The 19,216-nt window shown below is 41.0% G+C and carries 13 protein-coding genes; 5 read left to right on the top strand and 8 right to left on the bottom strand.

The window, feature by feature from the left end:
* Nucleotides 1-180 precede the first annotated feature (180 nt).
* Nucleotides 181-1,062 (top strand): intradiol ring-cleavage dioxygenase, encoded by an 882-nt coding sequence (locus AUR67_RS12695; protein ID WP_082665631.1) that lies wholly within the window; start codon nucleotides 181-183, stop codon nucleotides 1,060-1,062.
* A gap of 63 nt (nucleotides 1,063-1,125) precedes the next feature.
* On the opposite strand, the gene AUR67_RS12690 is transcribed toward AUR67_RS12695, so the two are convergent.
* From AUR67_RS12690 to AUR67_RS12675, 4 genes are all read right to left on the bottom strand, one after another.
* Nucleotides 1,126-3,645 (bottom strand): TonB-dependent receptor plug domain-containing protein, encoded by a 2,520-nt coding sequence (locus AUR67_RS12690; RefSeq protein ID WP_058585537.1) that lies wholly within the window; start codon nucleotides 3,643-3,645, stop codon nucleotides 1,126-1,128.
* Nucleotides 3,646-3,782: 137 nt separating this feature from the next.
* Nucleotides 3,783-4,763 (bottom strand): GGDEF domain-containing protein, encoded by a 981-nt coding sequence (locus tag AUR67_RS12685; protein ID WP_235591835.1) that lies wholly within the window; start codon nucleotides 4,761-4,763, stop codon nucleotides 3,783-3,785.
* A gap of 157 nt (nucleotides 4,764-4,920) precedes the next feature.
* Nucleotides 4,921-5,298: a DP-EP family protein gene (locus tag AUR67_RS12680; RefSeq protein WP_058585536.1), complete on the bottom strand. Its 378-nt coding sequence runs from the start codon at nucleotides 5,296-5,298 to the stop codon at nucleotides 4,921-4,923.
* A gap of 15 nt (nucleotides 5,299-5,313) precedes the next feature.
* Complete coding sequence (locus AUR67_RS12675; RefSeq protein ID WP_058585535.1) at nucleotides 5,314-8,556, bottom strand: winged helix-turn-helix domain-containing protein; 3,243 nt, start codon at nucleotides 8,554-8,556, stop codon at nucleotides 5,314-5,316.
* A gap of 239 nt (nucleotides 8,557-8,795) precedes the next feature.
* Between AUR67_RS12675 and AUR67_RS12670 the strand changes: the two genes are divergently transcribed.
* Both AUR67_RS12670 and AUR67_RS12665 read left to right on the top strand, forming a co-directional pair.
* A complete protein-coding gene (locus AUR67_RS12670) occupies nucleotides 8,796-9,224 on the top strand; it encodes a hypothetical protein (RefSeq protein ID WP_054551821.1) in 429 nt (142 codons plus the stop codon).
* Nucleotides 9,221-9,412 carry a helix-turn-helix transcriptional regulator gene (locus AUR67_RS12665; protein WP_054551820.1) on the top strand — a complete coding sequence of 64 codons (192 nt, stop codon included), beginning with the start codon at nucleotides 9,221-9,223 and terminating at the stop codon, nucleotides 9,410-9,412. The genes AUR67_RS12670 and AUR67_RS12665 overlap by 4 nt, the downstream gene beginning before the upstream one ends.
* 83 nt (nucleotides 9,413-9,495) lie before the next feature.
* On the opposite strand, the gene AUR67_RS12660 is transcribed toward AUR67_RS12665, so the two are convergent.
* A complete protein-coding gene (locus AUR67_RS12660; protein WP_058585534.1) occupies nucleotides 9,496-10,686 on the bottom strand; it encodes an MFS transporter in 1,191 nt (396 codons plus the stop codon).
* Between the two features lie 267 nt (nucleotides 10,687-10,953).
* Between AUR67_RS12660 and AUR67_RS12655 the strand changes: the two genes are divergently transcribed.
* Both AUR67_RS12655 and AUR67_RS12650 read left to right on the top strand, forming a co-directional pair.
* Nucleotides 10,954-11,805, top strand: coding sequence for a universal stress protein (locus tag AUR67_RS12655; protein WP_058585533.1), 852 nt, complete (start codon nucleotides 10,954-10,956; stop codon nucleotides 11,803-11,805).
* A 104-nt stretch (nucleotides 11,806-11,909) separates the two neighbouring features.
* The gene (locus AUR67_RS12650; RefSeq protein WP_058585532.1) at nucleotides 11,910-14,042 is read left to right on the top strand and encodes a TonB-dependent receptor; all 2,133 of its coding nucleotides are present in this window, start codon (nucleotides 11,910-11,912) and stop codon (nucleotides 14,040-14,042) included.
* 535 nt (nucleotides 14,043-14,577) lie between these two features.
* Here AUR67_RS12650 and AUR67_RS12645 read toward each other — a convergent pair.
* The 3 genes from AUR67_RS12645 to AUR67_RS12635 all read right to left on the bottom strand — a co-directional run bounded on the left by AUR67_RS12645 (nucleotide 14,578) and on the right by AUR67_RS12635 (nucleotide 18,939).
* Complete coding sequence (locus AUR67_RS12645) at nucleotides 14,578-15,435, bottom strand: AraC family transcriptional regulator (protein ID WP_058585531.1); 858 nt, start codon at nucleotides 15,433-15,435, stop codon at nucleotides 14,578-14,580.
* A gap of 85 nt (nucleotides 15,436-15,520) precedes the next feature.
* Nucleotides 15,521-18,388, bottom strand: a complete 2,868-nt coding sequence (locus AUR67_RS12640; protein ID WP_058585530.1) for a prolyl oligopeptidase family serine peptidase — start codon at nucleotides 18,386-18,388, stop codon at nucleotides 15,521-15,523.
* Nucleotides 18,388-18,939 carry a hypothetical protein gene (locus tag AUR67_RS12635; RefSeq protein ID WP_058585529.1) on the bottom strand — a complete coding sequence of 184 codons (552 nt, stop codon included), beginning with the start codon at nucleotides 18,937-18,939 and terminating at the stop codon, nucleotides 18,388-18,390. The genes AUR67_RS12640 and AUR67_RS12635 overlap by 1 nt, the downstream gene beginning before the upstream one ends.
* Nucleotides 18,940-19,216: the final 277 nt, after the last annotated feature.

The following is a 19,216-nucleotide window of genomic DNA, read 5'->3' as shown; positions in this document are numbered from 1 at the left end:
AATTAACTTCATAGATGTAATAGTAAAATGTAATAGCCAGAAATGAATATACTATAAATGTCTATTTTTTGGCATGTGCATCCTAGTCACTCTATAAAAGCACCACTTTTTCTACACAAAGTCTCTACATTTGTTCTTTATACTCAACGTTAATTACTCATGTTAGCGAAGGGGCACAAGATGACTTTAAAACCTGAACTTTATACTCGTAGAAAAATGCTTAAAACATTAGGTATTTCAGTTGCTGCTGTGCCTATGTTGGCATTTTTAGGCTGTAACTCAGATACAGTATCGTCCACCGATACAACATCAGACACCGATACATCAACAGATACAGACACCAGCACTGATACAGACGATACAACAACCACGAACGACAGTGATTATGTATCAGGCACAACAGCACTTATTACTGATGACTTTCCTGATGACAGCATTTTTGAAACATCAACCGCATGTGTGTTAGCACTCACTCAAGCAACAACCGAAGGCCCATGTTATTTCCAAGCTGATTCAGACGAAGACATCTCGGATGGCCTAACGGGTTTACCTATGATGCTGTGTTTACAGTTAATTGATAGCGACTGTAACCCATTAGCAAATTACGAAATATCGGTTTGGCACTGTGATACCAGCGGTATTTACTCGGGCGATACTAGCAGTAGTTCTGATAGCTCACGTTTTGCGGGTGACTTCTGTACTGGTGACGATGCCGAAGCTGAGGCAAGTACCTGGTATCGTGGTTCATTGATCACAGATAGCAGTGGTCGTGTGAACTTTAAAACGCATTTCCCAGGTTGGTACTCTGGCCGTACTATTCATATTCACTTTAAAGTAGCAAACAACAATAACGACTATGTAATTAGCCAGTTCTGTTTTACTGATGCGTTTGCAAAAGAAATTTGTACCACTCATAGCGATTACAAATCACGCGGTGAACAAGATACAACCCTTGCTAGCAACGACAACGTGTTTGGTAGTGATTATGAGCAGTTTATTTTAAACACAGCACAAAATAGTGATGGCACTTTATTGGCGTATCACACTATTCAAATTAGTTAATTTATTCACTTATCATTGTAGGTTAGGGCGTGTTAGCAATTGCTGCTTTCACGCCCTATTTTTTTAGAAGCTATAAGTGATGTTACCGTAAATAAAACGGCCATCTAAGCTGTATGGCGCAAAGCCACTATAAGGGAAAATTTGATTAAAATTACTAAAACCAATATTACTCACAGTATCTTGAGGGTACTGATCGAATAGGTTGTTGGCACCTAATGCGAACTTCCACTGCTCATCAGGGCGGTAAGCCACTTCTAAGTCAGCAATCCATTTAGCATCAAGTACTTCATCTCCATCAGGAGTACTTGATGTATCAACTACTTCACCATAACGAGTTGCTCGTAATGTAGTTTGGAAGTTTTCATAATCCCATGTTGCAGATAGGTTCCATTTATCGGCTGGTGTGCCTTTTTCAAAACGTGTGATTTCGCGACGAGAGAAATACTCGTAGCTATCACCTAGCGCTTCTAGCTCTGCTGGGTTTTCTTTAACATTCGTCACTTCTGTGTCGTTAAAGTTAACCGCTGCACTTAAGCGTAAATCACCATAGTTTTCTAAACCTAATGAGTAGGTTGCAACAATATCAACACCTTGCGTACGTGAATCAATAGCATTAGTAAAGTAACGAACGCGCTGCGTATTAACTTCGCCTGCTTCGGCTAAAATCGCTTCAACTTCTGGGCCGCTTAAGTTTTCAGACAATACGATACGGTCGTCAATTTCAATGCGGTACGCATCAAGGGTTAAGCTAAAGCCGCCTTGCGTAAAGATGAAACCCGCCGTCATATTAACTGACTCTTCAGCGTCTAAATCACGAGCTCCCAGTGCTTGCGCTGCAGGCTCATCAACAGGGAATAAACCCACTTCATTTGGCACACCATTTTCAAAAACAGTGCTTACTGATTTATAAGATGTTTGGGCAAGTGAAGGCGCTCTAAAACCTGTGCTAATTGCACCACGTAGCGACAGCGACTCATTAATGCTATAGCGCGAAGCAAGTTTAGAGGTAAAGGTACTACCAAAATCACTGTAATCTTCAAAACGACCTGCTAAAACAAGGTTCCAATCTGTAGTTAGGTAAGTATCAAACTCTGCAAATACCGCAATGTTATGACGGCTTTTATCGGTTGCACTTTCTGGTGAGAAACCAGGTAACACTTGCGCGCCACCGGCAGCAACTGGGTTGCCATCGTCATCTAATACAGTTAGGTAAGAGGCTGTTTCACCTGCTTTAATTTGGTAGTTTTCGTGACGATACTCAGCACCAATCGTAACAAACACATCATCAGGTAAACCTAAGTCTAGTGTGTTGCTTGCATCCATGTTCACTAAGTATTGTTCATAAACAAGCGAGCCATCATCAAACTCTGTTGGGCTGCTAACACCCATCGAGGTATTTAAGCTGTTGCTTACGCCAATGCCAAAATCGTTGCGACCATAATTGGTGCTTACATCCCAAGCCCAATCATTAGTTTCGCCATTTAAGCCAATTGCAAATGAGTAATCATCAACATCGGTATCAATTTGCGGTAAGAAACCGTCAGGATACACTTCAGTTAAGTTACGAGAATCTTTAGCGCGACGATAAAAACCGCCTGAGTTACCTTTACGGTTTGAGTAACTTGCAAATGAGTAAAGCGACAGCGAGTTATCAAACTCATAGCCTAGGTTATAAAAAAGCGCGAAGTCTTCGATATCGGCTTTACCAAAGCGGTGATTATAGCGGTCAAAGTCAAATTCACGTGAATCTAAATCGCCATTCTCATCACGGCTATATTGCTCACGTGCATCAAAGCCAGAGCGATTTGTTGGCTCGTTATTACGTGACTCAATCGACACGTTAATAAAGCCATTATCGCCAAGTGCAAAGCCCGCATTAGCACTTGCTGTACGCGTAATGCCGTCGTTTACTTCACGGTCGCTGCCAGTTTCAAAGCTTAAGTTGCCTTCGCTATCGGTTGTGGTGTTTAGTAGCTGAGGAGAGCCTGCCATTTGTGTGTCGTATTCACCGTATGTGTAGCTCACGCTACCGCCTTCATCGGCATCTTTTAATACAATATTGATCACACCGGCAATCGCGTCAGAACCATATTGAGCTGCAGCGCCATCACGTAGAATTTCAACACGTTTAATTGCAGAAGTAGGTATATTATTTAGATCTACTGCCGTTGAACCACGGCCAACCGTACCATTTAAGTTTAATAATGCACCGGCATGGCGGCGTTTACCATTGATCAGAACTAATGTGTGATCCGGAGCAAGGCCACGTAAAACAGCTGGTTTCGCGTGGTCAGTGCCATCAGCAATGGTGGCACTTGGGTAGTTAAAGCTTGGTAATTGTGATGCCAATACTTGGCTCATATCAAGCTGGCCTGTGCTTGATAAATCGCGGCTAGTTAATAAATCGACAGGCACGGTACTTTCAGAAATGCTACGAAGGCTACGGCGAGTACCAGTAACAGAAATAACCTCAACATCTTGAACGGTGTTGTCAGTTGTTTGCTCAGCAGCGATTGCAGTCACTGATGTAGCTAGCGTACTTGCAATTGCGAGTTGCAAAGGTACTTTTTTAAAAATTGTCATTGTTGGATCCCATCTAACGTTGATTTCGCTTCGCAGTTTATCAATAAAAAAGGAACAAACAAATAACATAAAAGTATACTATATGATTATCTAAACAAGCTATTTAGCTCACTGTATTTACATTATATTAACTTTTATTATGCGCTAATACTGATTTTATTTCTGCCCTCTGTTTTTGCTCGGTATAATGCAGTATCTGCGGCGCAAATTAATGCCTCTGAAGTACGATATTGATTATTAAACTCGCAAGCAATTCCTTGGCTTACACTTATTCTAAAATCACTCGGTAAACCTATATCAGTAAATGGCATGTTATTTACTTTTATTTGAATATGTTTAGCAATGGCGGCGGCCGTGTCTTTTTGACAACGGGGTAATATTACGGCGAATTCTTCACCACCATAACGGGCTGCTAAACAATCGCGAGAAGGGAGTGACTCTGCGATTATACTTGCTACTTTTTGTAAGCATTTATCGCCTTTTACATGGCCGAATCGGTCGTTGAATAATTTAAAGTAATCAATGTCGATTAATATAGTGCTAATAGCTTGATTGGTTTGTACGCTTTCTTGCCAATGCTCTTTTAATGACTCTTCAAGGGTTAATCTATTAGCAAGGCCGGTTAAATGGTCAGTAGTAGCCTGTTTTATTAAGCGGTTATATTGTTCTTTGTGTGATGATAAATCATGTAATACACAAATAAATAAATTTTCTGCAACGGCAATGTTTTTTGGCAGGCTCGATATACATAAATCCGCCTCAAGGGTTTTATTATCAGCGCGGTTTATTTTAACTTCGTTTGGCCCAAGACTTATCGGCGAGTCTTTATGGTCTAACCAACTGAGTAGGGTATACATGTATTTATCACGGTCGGTGTCGTGTAGGTAATGTAAAATGTTTTGCCCGATTAACGCTTCTTGGTTGTCACCTAAAAGCTGAGCCGCCATCGGGTTTGCAAATTCAAACATGCCTTGGCCATTAATGATAAACACTCCTTCAGGAATGTTCTGAAACATTTGGGCAATCAGTGCAAGTTGCTCTGAATTTATAGACTGCGCAAGTGCGCTTTTCGCTTCTGATTTATTAGTGCTTGGTTGTTCATTTTTATTAGTAGACACGTTCGTTTCCTTTTTGCCGATGCAAACGATTTTGGTGTCTATAAAGTTACTTAAAAAAGTGTAAATAAACCTTCTGGTAATCTTCTGGTTTTAAGTTGTTGTTTTAAAATAAAAAAGGCTCCTTGGTGGAGCCTTGTGTTGGTGTCATTTCTAGATTTTATACTTCTTCTTTATTTTCAAACTGTGGATCTTCGCTTTGATATTCCTCACCATTGCAGCTAACCGTGAAGATCATACATGCTGTACCGCTGTTTTCATCGGTATCTGAAATATTGATTACCGTACCAGCGTTTGTAACCTCGTAACTGAAATCTTTAGCACAGTCACCCTCATGATTACTAAAAGTAGCGGCAGAAAATAAGAACCCTCTTTTTTGAGTTTCTTCATTTAGGGTGTAAATACCAAGACTATTTCTTTCTGTAACAACCCCACCACCAGATACTTGTTGACCATCTTGGAAGTATGTAAATACAGCTTTTTTGTTGCTATCTAATTCAATATTCACTGTGAAATTGTAAACTTTACCTTCAATCATGTTTTTTCCTTTACTTTATAGTTGAAAATTAATTATTCCCAGTTCTCTTACCGGAACAATGGTCGCTTCTATTTCGTGTGATTTATTTAGGCAGGTATATGCCTGAATTAATGGGTAAGTAAATTTTATACTTTTAGTTTTTTTACTTATTTTATTTAGAGTGGTTGCTGCGTCTTCACATAAAGAATTTTTTTCTTGTTGTGATTCAGCCAATCCCGCTCTAATTAACAAGGTTCTTGTATGAAGTCGTGCATTGTCTATATCCAGTGCGCTGGATAACATGTTATTTTCATCCAGGCTTTTTAAAAGATCTAAAGCCCTTTTAATATTATTTCTATTAATGAAATATTCTATCAAGCTAATTTTTGTACCAATAACTTGTCTATTCGATGACTTGTTGGTACCTAAAAACTCTATTATTTCACTAACTCTATTATCTATATTTGGGTTATCAGAGAGAGAGAGTTGATAAGCTAGAAACTGATAGTATGTTCTTTCAATAGTTTTATTTTGAACATCTTGCAATCTCGCTTTGTTAATCGTTTCTGTTGCTTGCTTTGCTTTTTCGTAAGATTTTGATTTATCAGGGAAGTAACTTAATAAGTAGCTTTGCTGGATATGTTTATATGCTAACGATGTTAATACACTAGCATCGGCCGGATACTTAGTTAACATTTTATTTGTTTCATTTTCTGCATGTTCAAAAATCTTGAGAGCTTCATTGAAATGCCCTAAGTTTTCTTCAGTACTTGCAATCCAACTGATGGTATCTGTCTTATCGCGTAATAGATTTTTGTTATTAGGTTTTAGCTCAAGGGCTTGGTTTTTAAGTTTTAAAGATTCAGTAAAGTTCTGTTTTGCGAGAGCGTAGTCAAATTGCTTTAAGTACAATGAACCTAACGAGTTATAAGAATAAGATAACTCCATAATTGAGTTAAAATCGTTGGGTGCTAATGTGTACATTTGTTTGCTGTGCTCTTGGTAGCGTTTTATCCAAGGTTCGGCGCCTGTATAGTCACTGTTATCAAAGTTTAATTGCCCAAGCCAGAAAGCATTGGCCCCTGCAAGCATTAAAACATCAAGGTTGTTGGGTTGAATTTTTAGTAATGATTCTAGGCGCGTTCGCGCATTTTCAAAGGCGGTGAAGGCTTCGTCGGTTTTGCCGCGCGAGTAGGCCACTTCGCCCATGGCCTCTAAGGTTTGAGCGTATTGAAAACGGTTATTAAACTCGGCTTGTTTATCGCTAAAGTCAAACAACGAGGCCGCTTCTTCGTCTTGATTGGTAAAATACTCAAGGGCTTTATTGCTAATACCATCTAGTAAATCCATACGCTTAACGCTTCTCAGTTTATCGGCAAATTCACCGACCATAAAACCCAATAAACTCTCGGCCTCTTGGCGTTTTTGTTTTGCAACTTGCTCAGCATGGTAGCTACGCACGCTCATAAATGTAGCAATAAAGGTTAAGCAAACAAGTGCAGCCGCCGTTATTTGTAACATGCGTTTTTTACGTTTGGCTTTGTTGTTAGAAGCTTTAATTAACGCTTGTTCGTCGCTCGATAAGCTAAACATAGGGTTTTTAACTAGGCTTTGTGCTTCTTGCAGCGGTTTGCCTTGGGTTAATAAAAAGTCGCTGTGTTTATGTTCAAGCAGCCAGCGCTCGGTGGCTAGTTGCACGCGGCTTTGAATTGCTAAGCTTTGTTGGTGTTCTTGTACCCAATCTATGGCGCGTTGCCAATGGCGTAGCAGCGCTTCGTGGGCAAGGCTAAAACAGGCTTGCTCATTTTTAAGGTGTGACACAAACAAGCGGCTATCGACCATGGCCTGAACAAGCTTGGTTGCAGCAGGGCAGGTTAATTCGCTCCAACGTGCTGCACGGCTGGTGAGCGTTTCGCCATCTGGGTTTAAGGTGATCAGCTTAGAAAGGACTGCGGCAAGTTCAGTTTGTTGGTCTTTGGGTAATTGGCAAAATACCTGTTCGGCTTTTTGGCCGATGGCTCCTTCGATGGTGCCAAGGGCTTGGTATTCAGAGAACAATAATTCGTTGTCTGGGCTGCGCTGTAAATAAAGCTGTTGCAAGGTGTATTGCAGCATTGGCAATGCATCTGGGTTATTGGCAGTATCGTTACAAAGTTGTTCATCAAGCGGTGTGTGGTGCTCTGGGTGATGTTGCCAGCTTAAGCCTGCTGCAAGTGCTGGCAAACGGATCATTTGCTTAAGCTCAGAGCGAGTTGGCGCTAATAAGTCAAAATGTGCGCCATTGGCTTTGCCTGCCATTAAACTTGGTTGACTCACTACTTGCGGGTAAAAGTCATTACGACAGGCACTAAAAATGATCATGCAGCCACTTGTTGCTAAGCGCTCAATTAGTGCTAACAGCTGGTTGCGCTCGTCATCGTTAAATAGCGGCGATGACAATAGCACTTCGAGCCTGTCGATAAATAAAAATAAATAGGGCGTAGTGCGCTCTGCATTTAGCGCTGCAAGTGCTGCTTTACAGCGGGAAATAACCTGTTCTGGGTCTTTTAATAACAATTCAGCCAACGCATCGGCGCTTATATCGCTAAGTACAGGTGCGTCGTTTATTTCTAAATCGAGCAAGGTTGAGGCTAAATCAAGCAGTAAGCGCTCTTTGCTGACATCGGCAAAGTCGAGTTGGCAGTAACTATGTACTCTAATGCCATCGTAGCCATTACTCGACATTAAAGCGGGCAATACACCTGCGTTAACTAACGACGATTTACCTGAACCACTGGCTCCCAAAATTAAGCAAAATGCGCGACCAAACTCAATTTGAGCCGACACTCGCTGTAACAAGGTGGCAATTTGTTTGTTACGACCAAAAAACACATCAGCTTGCTCTGGTGCAAACGCACTTAAGCCAACAAAGGGCGAATCACCTTGCCAACTGGTTTGGCTGGCTTTTTGTTCTTCGTTGAGTGGAAAGTTGATTTCGGCAATTACTCGATAACCGCGTTTACGAATGGTTTCTATGTAATGCGGATCGCTTGCTTTATCGTCAAATGCTTTACGTAATTGGGTGATCACTTTATGAAGGGGATTGTCACCGAGCGCTACATTTGGCCAGCAGTGGCTGATAATTTCTTCACTTGTTAGTAGCTCACCTTGTTTTTCGCAAAGCAGCAGTAATACATCCATCGCCTTGGGTTCAAGATGCTTTGTTTGTTCACCGCGACGGATTGAATTAGTGGCCGGAGTAACTTGCCATTCGCCAACGAAAAACAGTGCCGTATTCATAGTGTTATCTTCATTGTTATTGTTAGAAACGCAGTCCGATTGGACCCGATTTTATATTAGATTACGGGATACTTTGATTAATACAATATTATGAGATTAACAGCAAGCACCTTGCCTTTTCTGACATTAAAAAATCATATTGATGTCGTGTATATAAAACTATTTGTAAAGTTTGTTTGACTTTTTGTGTTGCTAGTTTAATCTTTAGTCAAGTCTACTTTACTTTTAAGGTGAGAATAATGAATCAAACAGGATTAACCTTTAAACAACGTAATAAGCAGAACACGCTAAACCTCGCGAAATGGACATCTGCATGGGTGATTACTTTAGCAATTGCCTCATTTGGGCCGCACTTTTTATGGCAAGAGCAGGCTATTTTTAGTGTTGTGGCAATCTTAATTAATGTAGTAGTTGGCATCATGATGATTTTATCTAACAAACGACAACTACAAGGAATGGATGAGCTGCAGCAGCGTATGCACCTTAATGCAATGGCCATTACCTTGGGTGCAAGCTTGGTATTTGGTTTAGCTTATTCGGTGGTGCAATCAAGCGGTTTAATTAGCTTTAAAGAAGATATTTCACACCTCGTGCTCTTTATGGGCTTAACCTATTTGGTGAGTCTTTTAATGATGAATAAGCAGTTAAACGACGAGGGCGAAGAATGAAAAACCGCTTGAAAGTGCTTCGTGCAGAGCACAACTACACCCAAGCGAAACTCGCAGAGCTTTTGGATGTGTCTAGGCAAACCATTAATGCGATAGAAAAAGGTAAATTTGACCCAAGTTTGCCGTTAGCATTTAAAGCCGCGCGTTTATTCAACCTGAGTATCGAAGAGATATTTCAGGATGAGTAAGTCTGATAGCGTAGGAGGCGTTTTAACGCCGAATGTTAAACGCCACTTATCCTACGTGATATAAAATCGCTGCTACATTTTTGCTAACTTTCGACTCGTAGTCTTTTCATCTGCATCGCACTTAACGACCACATTAAAAAGCCACCTAAGAACAGACCCGCAGAAACATAGCCTGTTTGACTAGGGAGTGCGCCTTCGGCAATAGCCATACCGCCAAGCCAAGGGCCAATCGCATTAGCTGTATTAAACGCACACTGTACTAGCGCACCAATCATGGCATGCCCTTGTGGTGACACATCCATTAATAGCGATTGGATCACGGTACCTAAACCAACACTAAAGCCAATAAAGAAAATCACCGCGTATAACAGCCAAATATTATGGCTTGCGCTTACATAACTGGCTGCAAATACTACAGCACCAATCAGCGCTGCGCCTGTGGTTTTCAGCGGTGAATGGTCAGCGGCTTTACCTAATACATAGTTACCTAAAGTACAGCCAATACCAAACATGATCATAGCAATAGAGATAGTGTAAGCAGGGGTATGGGTGACTTCTAAAATAGTGTCGGCAATGTACGTGTAAACACAAAATACGCCACCAAAACCAATAATTATGATACCCAGAATAGTCCATACGAGCTTATTCTTTAATACACTTAACTCATCGAGAATTGATGTTGGCGCGGTATTTTTTACGTTAGGTACGTATTTCACTATCAATACCAAGGCAACTAATGCAAGTACAGCGGTACCCGCTAAACAATAACGCCAGCTAAAGTTTTGCCCCACTAGGGTGACCATGGGCACACCAACGATAGTGGCAATGGTTAAACCCATAAATACCTTTGACATAAAGCTTGCGCGTTTATCGGCAGGGGCAATGTCGGCTGCCAATAAAATAGCAGCGGCAAAGTAGGCACCGTGTGGTAAACCACTTAAAAAGCGAAATAAAATAAGTTGCTCAAGCGAGTTTGCAAAAGCACTTAAGCCATTGAATAAAAACATCATACTGACAAACATCAACAGGGCATTGCGCTTACGCATGTTGGCGGTTGTGATCATAAATAGCGGCGCACCGACGACTACGCCTATCGCGTAAGCACTGATGGCATAACCACTTTGCGCAGGCGTAGACGAAAATGTTTCGCTGATCAGGGGCAACATTGGCATCATAGAAAACTCTGATAGGCCTAAAATGAATGTGCCTAAAGCCAATACTATCAGAATGGTAAACGTGCTTGCGTTGCCTTGGGAGTTGGCTACGTTAGTCATGTAATTCCTTTAAAATAAATTTAAAAACAAAATAGATTTTTGATAATTGAAAATGCCAGTAACAAATACTTTGTTCTGGAGTAGAGATGTGTGCCCAGCGCTATTGTAATACAAATTAATGGGGTTGATACAGTACTTTTTGGAACGTTCTATATTTGTTTGCTATAAGAAAATAACCTGAACTTCTTAAGTCTTTGCTGTTCAAAATAAATACTGATAAAAAGCCAACTATACTTGGTTAACTAAATTGGTTTAAAGGAGAGCGCAATGAAAAAGATATTTGCTTGTATCGACGGTTCATGCATGACCGATGCGGTGACAGAAGCGGCTATTTGGATTTCTAAGCGCTCCAGCCATCCAATTAATTTTCTGCATGCATTAGAGCCACCTTTGCCGCAGGGCAGTGATGATTTAACCGCAATTATTGGTTTAGGTTCGCAAACCTCATTGTTAGAGCAATTGGCAAAACTTGAACAAGAGCGCAACAAAGTAGCGTCGCAGCACGGTCAATTATTGCTAGATGAAGCAATGAAAAAAGCCGAGCATGCAGGCTTAACCGAGATTGAGCAACAGCAGCTTTCAATGAGTCTTGTTGATGCCTTACTTGAACATGAAGACAATGCCCGTGTGATGATAATTGGCCGCTCTGGTAAAGGCCATTACGATGATTTTAAAGTACTAGGCTCGCATATTGAAACGCTGATCCGCCAGGTGCATACCCCGGTTGCGATTGTGCCGCCGCAATTTCATGAGCCTACAAACTTTATGCTGGCTTATGATGGTAGCGAAAGTACCGACAAAGCGATTACACAAATTATCAATGGCGGTATTTTATCCGGCTTAGATTGCCACTTGGTGATGGTTGATAAACAAGACGGTCACAGTCAAGACAAACTTGATACTGCCTCAGCAAGGTTGGCTGAAAATGGCTTTAATGTGAGAGCGCGCATGCTCGATGGGGATGTTTACCAAGCGCTGTGGCGATATAAAAGTGACCACGCCGTTGACTTAATGGTGATGGGCGCATTTGGTCACTCTAAATGGCGACAATTCTTTTTAGGCAGCACGACCTTAAAAATGCTTGAAGATAGCCGTATTCCATTAGTGGTGCTGCGCTAAGTTATTTACCTGTGACAGGGTGCGACAATATGTCACGTGTTCAGACTAATTAATGAGTTTTATAATCGGCGTCATTAATTATTTGCTTTGATTTTAAAAGAGTTATGAACACGCAATCTTCTCGCCCTGGTTTTTTATTTTCTAAAATTGCTGCAGCACTTAGCTGTGTTTTAAGTATTTCGGCCTTTGCTGATGATTCTATTGAAGTGATAGAAGTACAAGGTCATGCCCAAAATAACCATCAATTAGTTGGCTCTGCAGACGCGTTACTGAAAGATTTAGGTGTTGATTTTTCAGCTGCCGGAGGTGTGTCTAACTTGCCGGTGATGAACGGCATGATGGGCGATAGAGTTAAAGTTTTAGTCGATGGTGCTGATGTCACAGCAGCGTGTGCTAACCAAATGAACCCGCCACTCTCTTATGTTTCGGCAAACCAAATTGCCTCTTACAGTGTCGTTGCTGGTGTATCACCGGTAAGCAGTGGCGGTGATAATATTGCCGGCGTTATTAGAGTTAATACGATTGCCCCTGAATTTAGTGATTCAGACTCAGTGAACTGGCGCGCAGGCTATGTTACCGCCCAGTACAAAAGCGTTAACGATAGCCAAGCATACGCGCTAGGTGCCAGCCTTGCGAGCAAACAGTTTAGCTTGTCTTACCAAGGCAGCTTTGAAGATGCTAACAGCTATGATGATGGGCATGGTGAGCGTGTACTTGATACCTTATATCGAGTGCAAAATCATGCTTTAACGGGCGCTATTCGTGATGAGAAACAACAGCTTGTAGTTAAGCTGACGCATCAAAAAATTCCTTACCAAGGCTTTGCAAATCAATACATGGATATGACCGATAACACCAGCTATGGTTTCGTTGCTCAGTATCAACGTGAGCTTGAAAATGGTGATTTGCAGGTGCAAGTGAATGCGCATGATGTAAAACACGAAATGGGTTTTTTCAGTAATGAGAAAACCGGCATGATGCCAATGAATACCGATGCACAAGATTACAGTTATCAAGTTCATTGGCACACAGATTTATCAAAACAGTCATCATTAATGCTTGGGCAAGAATATTACGGATATCGAATTGATGATTGGTGGCCGGCGGTTGCAGGGTCAATGATGATGGGCCCAAATGAGTACGTAAACATTAACGATGGCAAACGTGACCGCCTTGCGGCATTTGCTGAGTACCAAAACCAAGTAAACCAAGCATGGTGGGTGTCGGCAGGTGTTCGTGTTGAGCAAGTCACCACAGATACTGGCGAAGTGCAGGCTTATAACGAAGGTGGCATGAGCGGTATGGCTAATATGGGCTCAATGATGGATATGTCAAAAACCGATGCCCAAGCTGCGATGGAATTTAACCAATTAGACCGTAAACGTGACGACACCTTAGTTGATATGAGTTTACTTGCTCGCTATCAATTATCGAACAACGATGAGCTACAATTTGGTTTAGCTCGTAAAAACCGCGCCCCTAATTTATATGAGCGTTACAGCTGGGGTGTAGGTAGGATGGCAACCACCATGATTGGTTGGTTTGGCGATGGTAATGGTTATATTGGTAACCCAGATTTAGAAGCCGAAACAGCTCACACATTGAGCTCTAGCTATACCAAACTTGCCAAAGACGATAGCTGGCAAATAACAGCAAATGTTTGGTACACGCAAGTAAATGATTATATTGATGCTGAAGTTACTAAGAGCTTTAATCGCACCGACATGGCGCATACCAAGCGCAATATTCTTACTTTTACGAACCTAGATGCGACACTTTATGGTGCAAAACTGGCGGGTTTGGTAGAGCTTTACAACACAAAGCAAGCAGGAAAGTGGCAGTTAAAAGGCTCACTAACCAGTACTCATGGCGAGCGTGATGATAGCAATGAAGACTTATATCAAATTATGCCACTGCACACTGAACTGAGCCTAGAGCACGAATACAAAGGCTGGCAAAACGCACTGAGCTGGCAATGGGTTGATAGTAAAACCCATGTTGATGAGCGCCGTTTAGAAAACCAAACCGACAGCTATCAGCTATTGGCTATCTCAAGTCAGAAAACGTGGCAAAATTTAACCTTTAAGTTAGCAATTACCAACTTACTTGATGAATATTACCAACAGCCGCTTGGCGGTGTAAGCATTGCTAATTATAAGCAAGACATGAGCAATGGTTTTGAGCAACTTGCCGGACAAGGCCGCTCGTATAATGCCAGTGTGAGTTATAGGTTTTAGGGAAGGGAGTTAGCGAGTTGCTAGAGTAAAGTTAGCAAGCTGCTAGGGGAAAGAGTAAAGAGAGCTGTCAGCTATCAGCCGTCAGCTTTCAGATTAAAAACCAGAGTTTCTAGTTACGAGAGTAAAGTTAGCGAGTCAGGTCACGTGTCCGATATAAATGTGAAATAAGCTGTCGTAGGCGTGAAATTTATTTCGCGCGAGGGTGCTTGTTTTGTGTGGCGGTTGAGACGCGCCAAGCAAGCGTGACGCCTACGGTGTAGGAGGCGTTTTAACGCCGAACAGCTTTATTCACGGCTAAAGCCGCTCCCACGTTTTTTGATGTAGGCGTGAAATTTATTTCGCGCGTTATCTTTTTATATTGCGCGATATAAAATCGCGCCTACAATATCTCGCATCTCGCATCTCGCATCTCGCATCTCGCATCTCGCATCTCGCATCTCGCAACTCGCAACTCGCAACTCGCAACTCGCAACTCGCAACTCGCAACTCGCAACTCGCAACTCGCAACTCGCAACTCGCATCTCGCAACTCGCAATCACTTTATCGGCAAATATATATCCGTTTGCAGGTCACATTCATCAACTTCATGGATGAGGTTGAGGTAATGAAAGAAGCAGGGGAAGTCTCTGACCTCTTCGCCGCTTTGCACCAGCCATTCACGGTATAAGTAGTAAACTGTATCGCTAATGGTGTCATGAGAGCCATTATGACGAACAACGGCGCAGCGTCCTGCTGGAATTTCACCATTTCGCACACCTTGCGGGTTTTCAGTAATCGGTGAGGTGATACTGCCTGCGAAGTCAAAACGAAATGCATGGTCTTCAGTGGTGGCCGGATCGCTATATGGGATCCCATATGTGTTACTGGTTTTAACAGGTGAAAAGCCTGATTCTTTTCGCCACTCAATAAATTTTGCAGCGGTATTCATTAGGGTATTAGCAGCGCCTTGGTGGGTTAATAAAGCCACCGGCTGTGTTTTAAAATCAACAATGTTTACATTCATAGGGCAAACCTTTTTGTCAGGTAATGAAAATTCAAACTGTGTGTGCCAATTAGGCCAGTTTGGTTTGCTTCTGAATTCGCTAGGCGACTGCGTAAAGGTGCGCTTAAAAGCACGGCTAAATGCTTCAGGACTATCAAATTGCGCTTCTAATGCAACATCAATAATTTTAAGTTGATGTTCAAATGCAAGTCGAAATGAGGCACGCTTTAAACGCGCAAGCTGCGCATATTTGGTAACGCTTAGGCCAACTCCAGCGACAAATAAACGATGAAAATGATATTTCGAACAACATGCCACCTCACTGAGTGTCTCCAGTGATAAAGGTTCATCAAGATGCTGGCTAATGTAGTCACAGACTAACTCAATGCGTTGTTGTTGCTTCGTTTTCATGGTTACTCGTTAATGCTTTTCAGAAGTGGGGCCAGTTTGCCATGGCCCCTAAGTCGTTACCTGATTGAAATTGCGCATTTTGAGTTTAGTTGATAGCTGTCACTTTAAAGGTGTTTTGATAGAGCAACTGTTGGTTTGCGCCCATCACATCTAGTGTCCACGTACCTGGAGTCGATGTTTCATCTAAAGTGCGGTAGGTAGACCATTCGGTAATTGGGTCGCCCCATAGAGTCTGATAGTAAACAAAATCATTGAGCGCTTTATCGTCAGGAGTGAAGTGCCATTTGGTAAACACAACAAGTCGATCTCTACGAGTATCGAGGCCATCACGATTCATGTAAAACTCTATGCCAAAGCGTTGTTCATCATCGAGTTTATAGATGAAATCTAATTGCTTTGATAGCTGTTCTATTTCAGGTTCACCGTTAAACTTATCGGATAGTACTAGTTTAAATAATCCTTTGCGTTCTAACTCCAAAATAGCATTCGGGTAATTCAAGCCATAAAGTTTAGCTAAGACACTGTGAAGACCTTTTAGCTCATTCTCGGAGTAGTTTCCTTCTTGCATAATGATTGATATTTGTTCTCGAACATGTTGGCGAGATTCATTATCAACTTTATTCGCATAGCTATTAAGCATAGATAAACACTTATCTACATCTCTGATTTCATTATCAGCGATACAATAGATAGAGGCTAAGTTAAATGCATTATCAACACTATGTTCTTTATCAAAGGCCGTTTGAAAGAACTCTTTTGCTTTATGATAATCCGGTTTAACTAGCTTACTCACAGAGTATATATAGCCTAAACGCTCCAGCGCTTGCTCATAGCCTAATTCTGCCGCTCGAGAGTAATACTCAATAGCTTCTTTGATATCGATTGGTCTATTATCACCACGATGATAATAACTACCGACATTAAACATTGCTCGGTCATGATCTAAGTTGGCAGCTAATTGGTAGTAGTCAAAGCTTTCTTTTTTACGATCAGTTTCTATAGTCTTACTGTCAAAAGTATCTGCTAACAATATGGCATCACGTTGAACCGCTTTCTTTTCTGATTCAGTATAATTAGTCAATGTACTGTTTAGATTAAGTTTTCTTTCAAGAAAGTCGTTAGCTAAAGCTGCTTCTACTTGATCGTAATACCAAATCTGATGGCCATGCCCTGAACGCTCGAAAAACGCTTTTTCAACATCATGACCTAAACGCTTTAAAACATAGTAAAAGCGATTACTTTGCTCAAAGCCCGATATTTCATCTTGTTTACCAGCAATAATAAGAACTGGGGCTTTTAAAGATGTAGCCTGATAGACGGGGGAAATATCTTTTAAATCTTGGCTATATTCACCAACCGTACGTTCTATAAGCTCTTGATAATCTTTAGTTAAAGCGATATTACTTGCGTTATAAAGTAGAGGTAAGTCATAAATACCAAAACTTGCAATCACGCATTCATAAATATCAGGGTGTTTAATTGCCAGCATCACCGCAGAATAACCACCATAGCTTGCGCCAATAGAGCAGGTATGTTTAAAGCTATATTGTGAACGAATTTCTGCCACTGCGGCAGAAATGTCTTGTTCGATAAGGTTACCAAATTGACCAACACCGCTTTCTAAAAACTCTTTACCAAACCCTGCTGAGCCTCTGAAATTAACACGTAAGATAGAAAAACCACGGGAAGCAAGGTATTGCACCTCAGGGCTAAATTCATCACTTTCACGAATACCTATTGGGCCACCATGTGGCATCACTAATAATACCTGCTTATCGTTGTTAATAGGTTTGGTTAAGTAACCTTCTAGGTTAGTTCCATCGTAGGCTTTAAAGTTAAAAAACGTTGTTTTAGCGTACGTTGCGTCTTTATTTTTGGCGACAGAAAACAGTAACTCCATGTGATTTGTTTCTGATTGGTATAAATAGTATTTGCCAGGTACGGTGGCTGAGTGACTGAATAAAATTTGTGTCTTACCATCGATAGAGCTATCAACCCAAAAAAACTGTTCGTCTCCTAAAGCTTCCGCAACTTTGCTATGTAATTGCTCATAGGCGTCAATAAAATAATCGGTAGTATATTTACCATGCTTGATATACGAGGCAGCAATAAGTTTGCCATTATCATCAAGCTCAGCGGACTGAATGTCATATTTTGGGTGCTGATAGAGTGTGTCGGTGATTTCTTGTGTGTTGATATTAAAAAGGCTCACCTGGCTCTTATCGGTATTTTTGTTGGTAATGACGGCAAGGTGATCTTGGTCTGTAAATCCAATTGGTAAAAACTGATAATCTGCGTCAGTGAGAGTAAAAATCGGGATCCACTTTTTATTGCCAATAACCTTATAGAAGAACTGTAAACTCTTTTCGTCTTCATCAAATTTTGCAGTAAAAAGCTGCTGTTTGTGCTCGTCAAAGAAGTAGCTATAGGCACCTTTTAAACCTTTTTCTATAGGAGTATAAGAGCTGTAATCATTACTGTATAAAGCTGTTAAGGGCACTTGATAAAGCAGTGTGTTTTTCTTATCAGGTTTAGCAAATAAGATATGTTCAGGATCACTGAGTAACCTATCTACGATGTAGCCTTTTGCTTTAACTCTATGCTGTTCAATTTTTGGTTTTTTTTCGCCTTCAATAACATTCACGACGACTTCAAAATCGTCACTATCGCGACTTTTTACACTGATAAAAATATCATCGTCTGTTAACCATTGATAATTGTAAAAATCATTATCCTCGTCGAGTTTGACGATATAGTACATTTTCATCGAATCCATATCGATGATATTGAGAGTTTTGGTTTTGTCTTCCTGCGCTTCTAAAAAGCTGATCCAACGGCCACTGGGCGATACTTTAACTTGGCTTTGATCGGGCGAATACATTAAGTCTTCACTCGATAACATTTCAGCATGCAAGGGAAAAATAAAAAATAATAAGATAAGTAGCTTTTTCATTATTTTGCTTCCTGCTGCGAAAATGTTTGTTCCAAATAATCAAAGAATGAGTCTTCGCCGGGGCCGCCATAATTTAGCGAGCGACCAGACAAAATCGTTGGGAAGTTTTGTTCCATGTATTGCAGTGCTTCAGAACTACGGTTTTCTAAAACAATATGAGAGCGTGTGTTCCAGTAACCTATAGTTGTTATGTCTAAATGGCCAACATAATTAACTTTGTTAGGGGCAAGTGTGAATTGCCAACTTTCTTCATCGTTATCAAATTTGAGAAATGAGTAATGACTTAAGTTCAAGCGTGTGATGGTGTAATCACCCAGTGGTAGATTCGCTAAAATATAATTGCTACCACTTCGAATGTCCTTAGCCGTAAGAACTAGCGACTTTGGACCATCAATATAAATGGCTTTTAAACTGCGGTTAGTTTCAATGCCAATCAGTAGGTAGCCTTCATCGGCTTTAGATAGTGTGTCTCGGTCTTCTTTTATGTTGGTAACTTTAGATGCGCATGCACTTAACAAAAGCGCACAGCTAAGCAGCAATAAACGTCTCATTCCCTTGTATCTTATTGTTGTTATTTTATTAATTTTAAAATACTTAAAAATCGGAACTATGTGAAGCACAATTTGTGAATGAGTGTGAAAAGAGTTGAGTTGCTAGGCGTGAAATTTCTACGCGCAAAACCAGAGTATCTAGCTACGAGAGTAAAGTTAGCGAGTCAGATCACGTGTCTGATACAAATGTGAATTGAGGTGTTGTAGGCGTGAAATTTATTTCGCGCGAGGGTGTTTGTTTTGTGGTGGCGTTTGAGACGCGCTAAGCAAGCGTGAC

Source organism: Pseudoalteromonas sp. XI10 (assembly GCF_001469895.1).
Classification (GTDB): domain Bacteria; phylum Pseudomonadota; class Gammaproteobacteria; order Enterobacterales; family Alteromonadaceae; genus Pseudoalteromonas.
The sequence above is the reverse complement of the archived record's forward strand: the minus strand, read 5'-3'. Positions and strand labels throughout refer to the sequence as shown.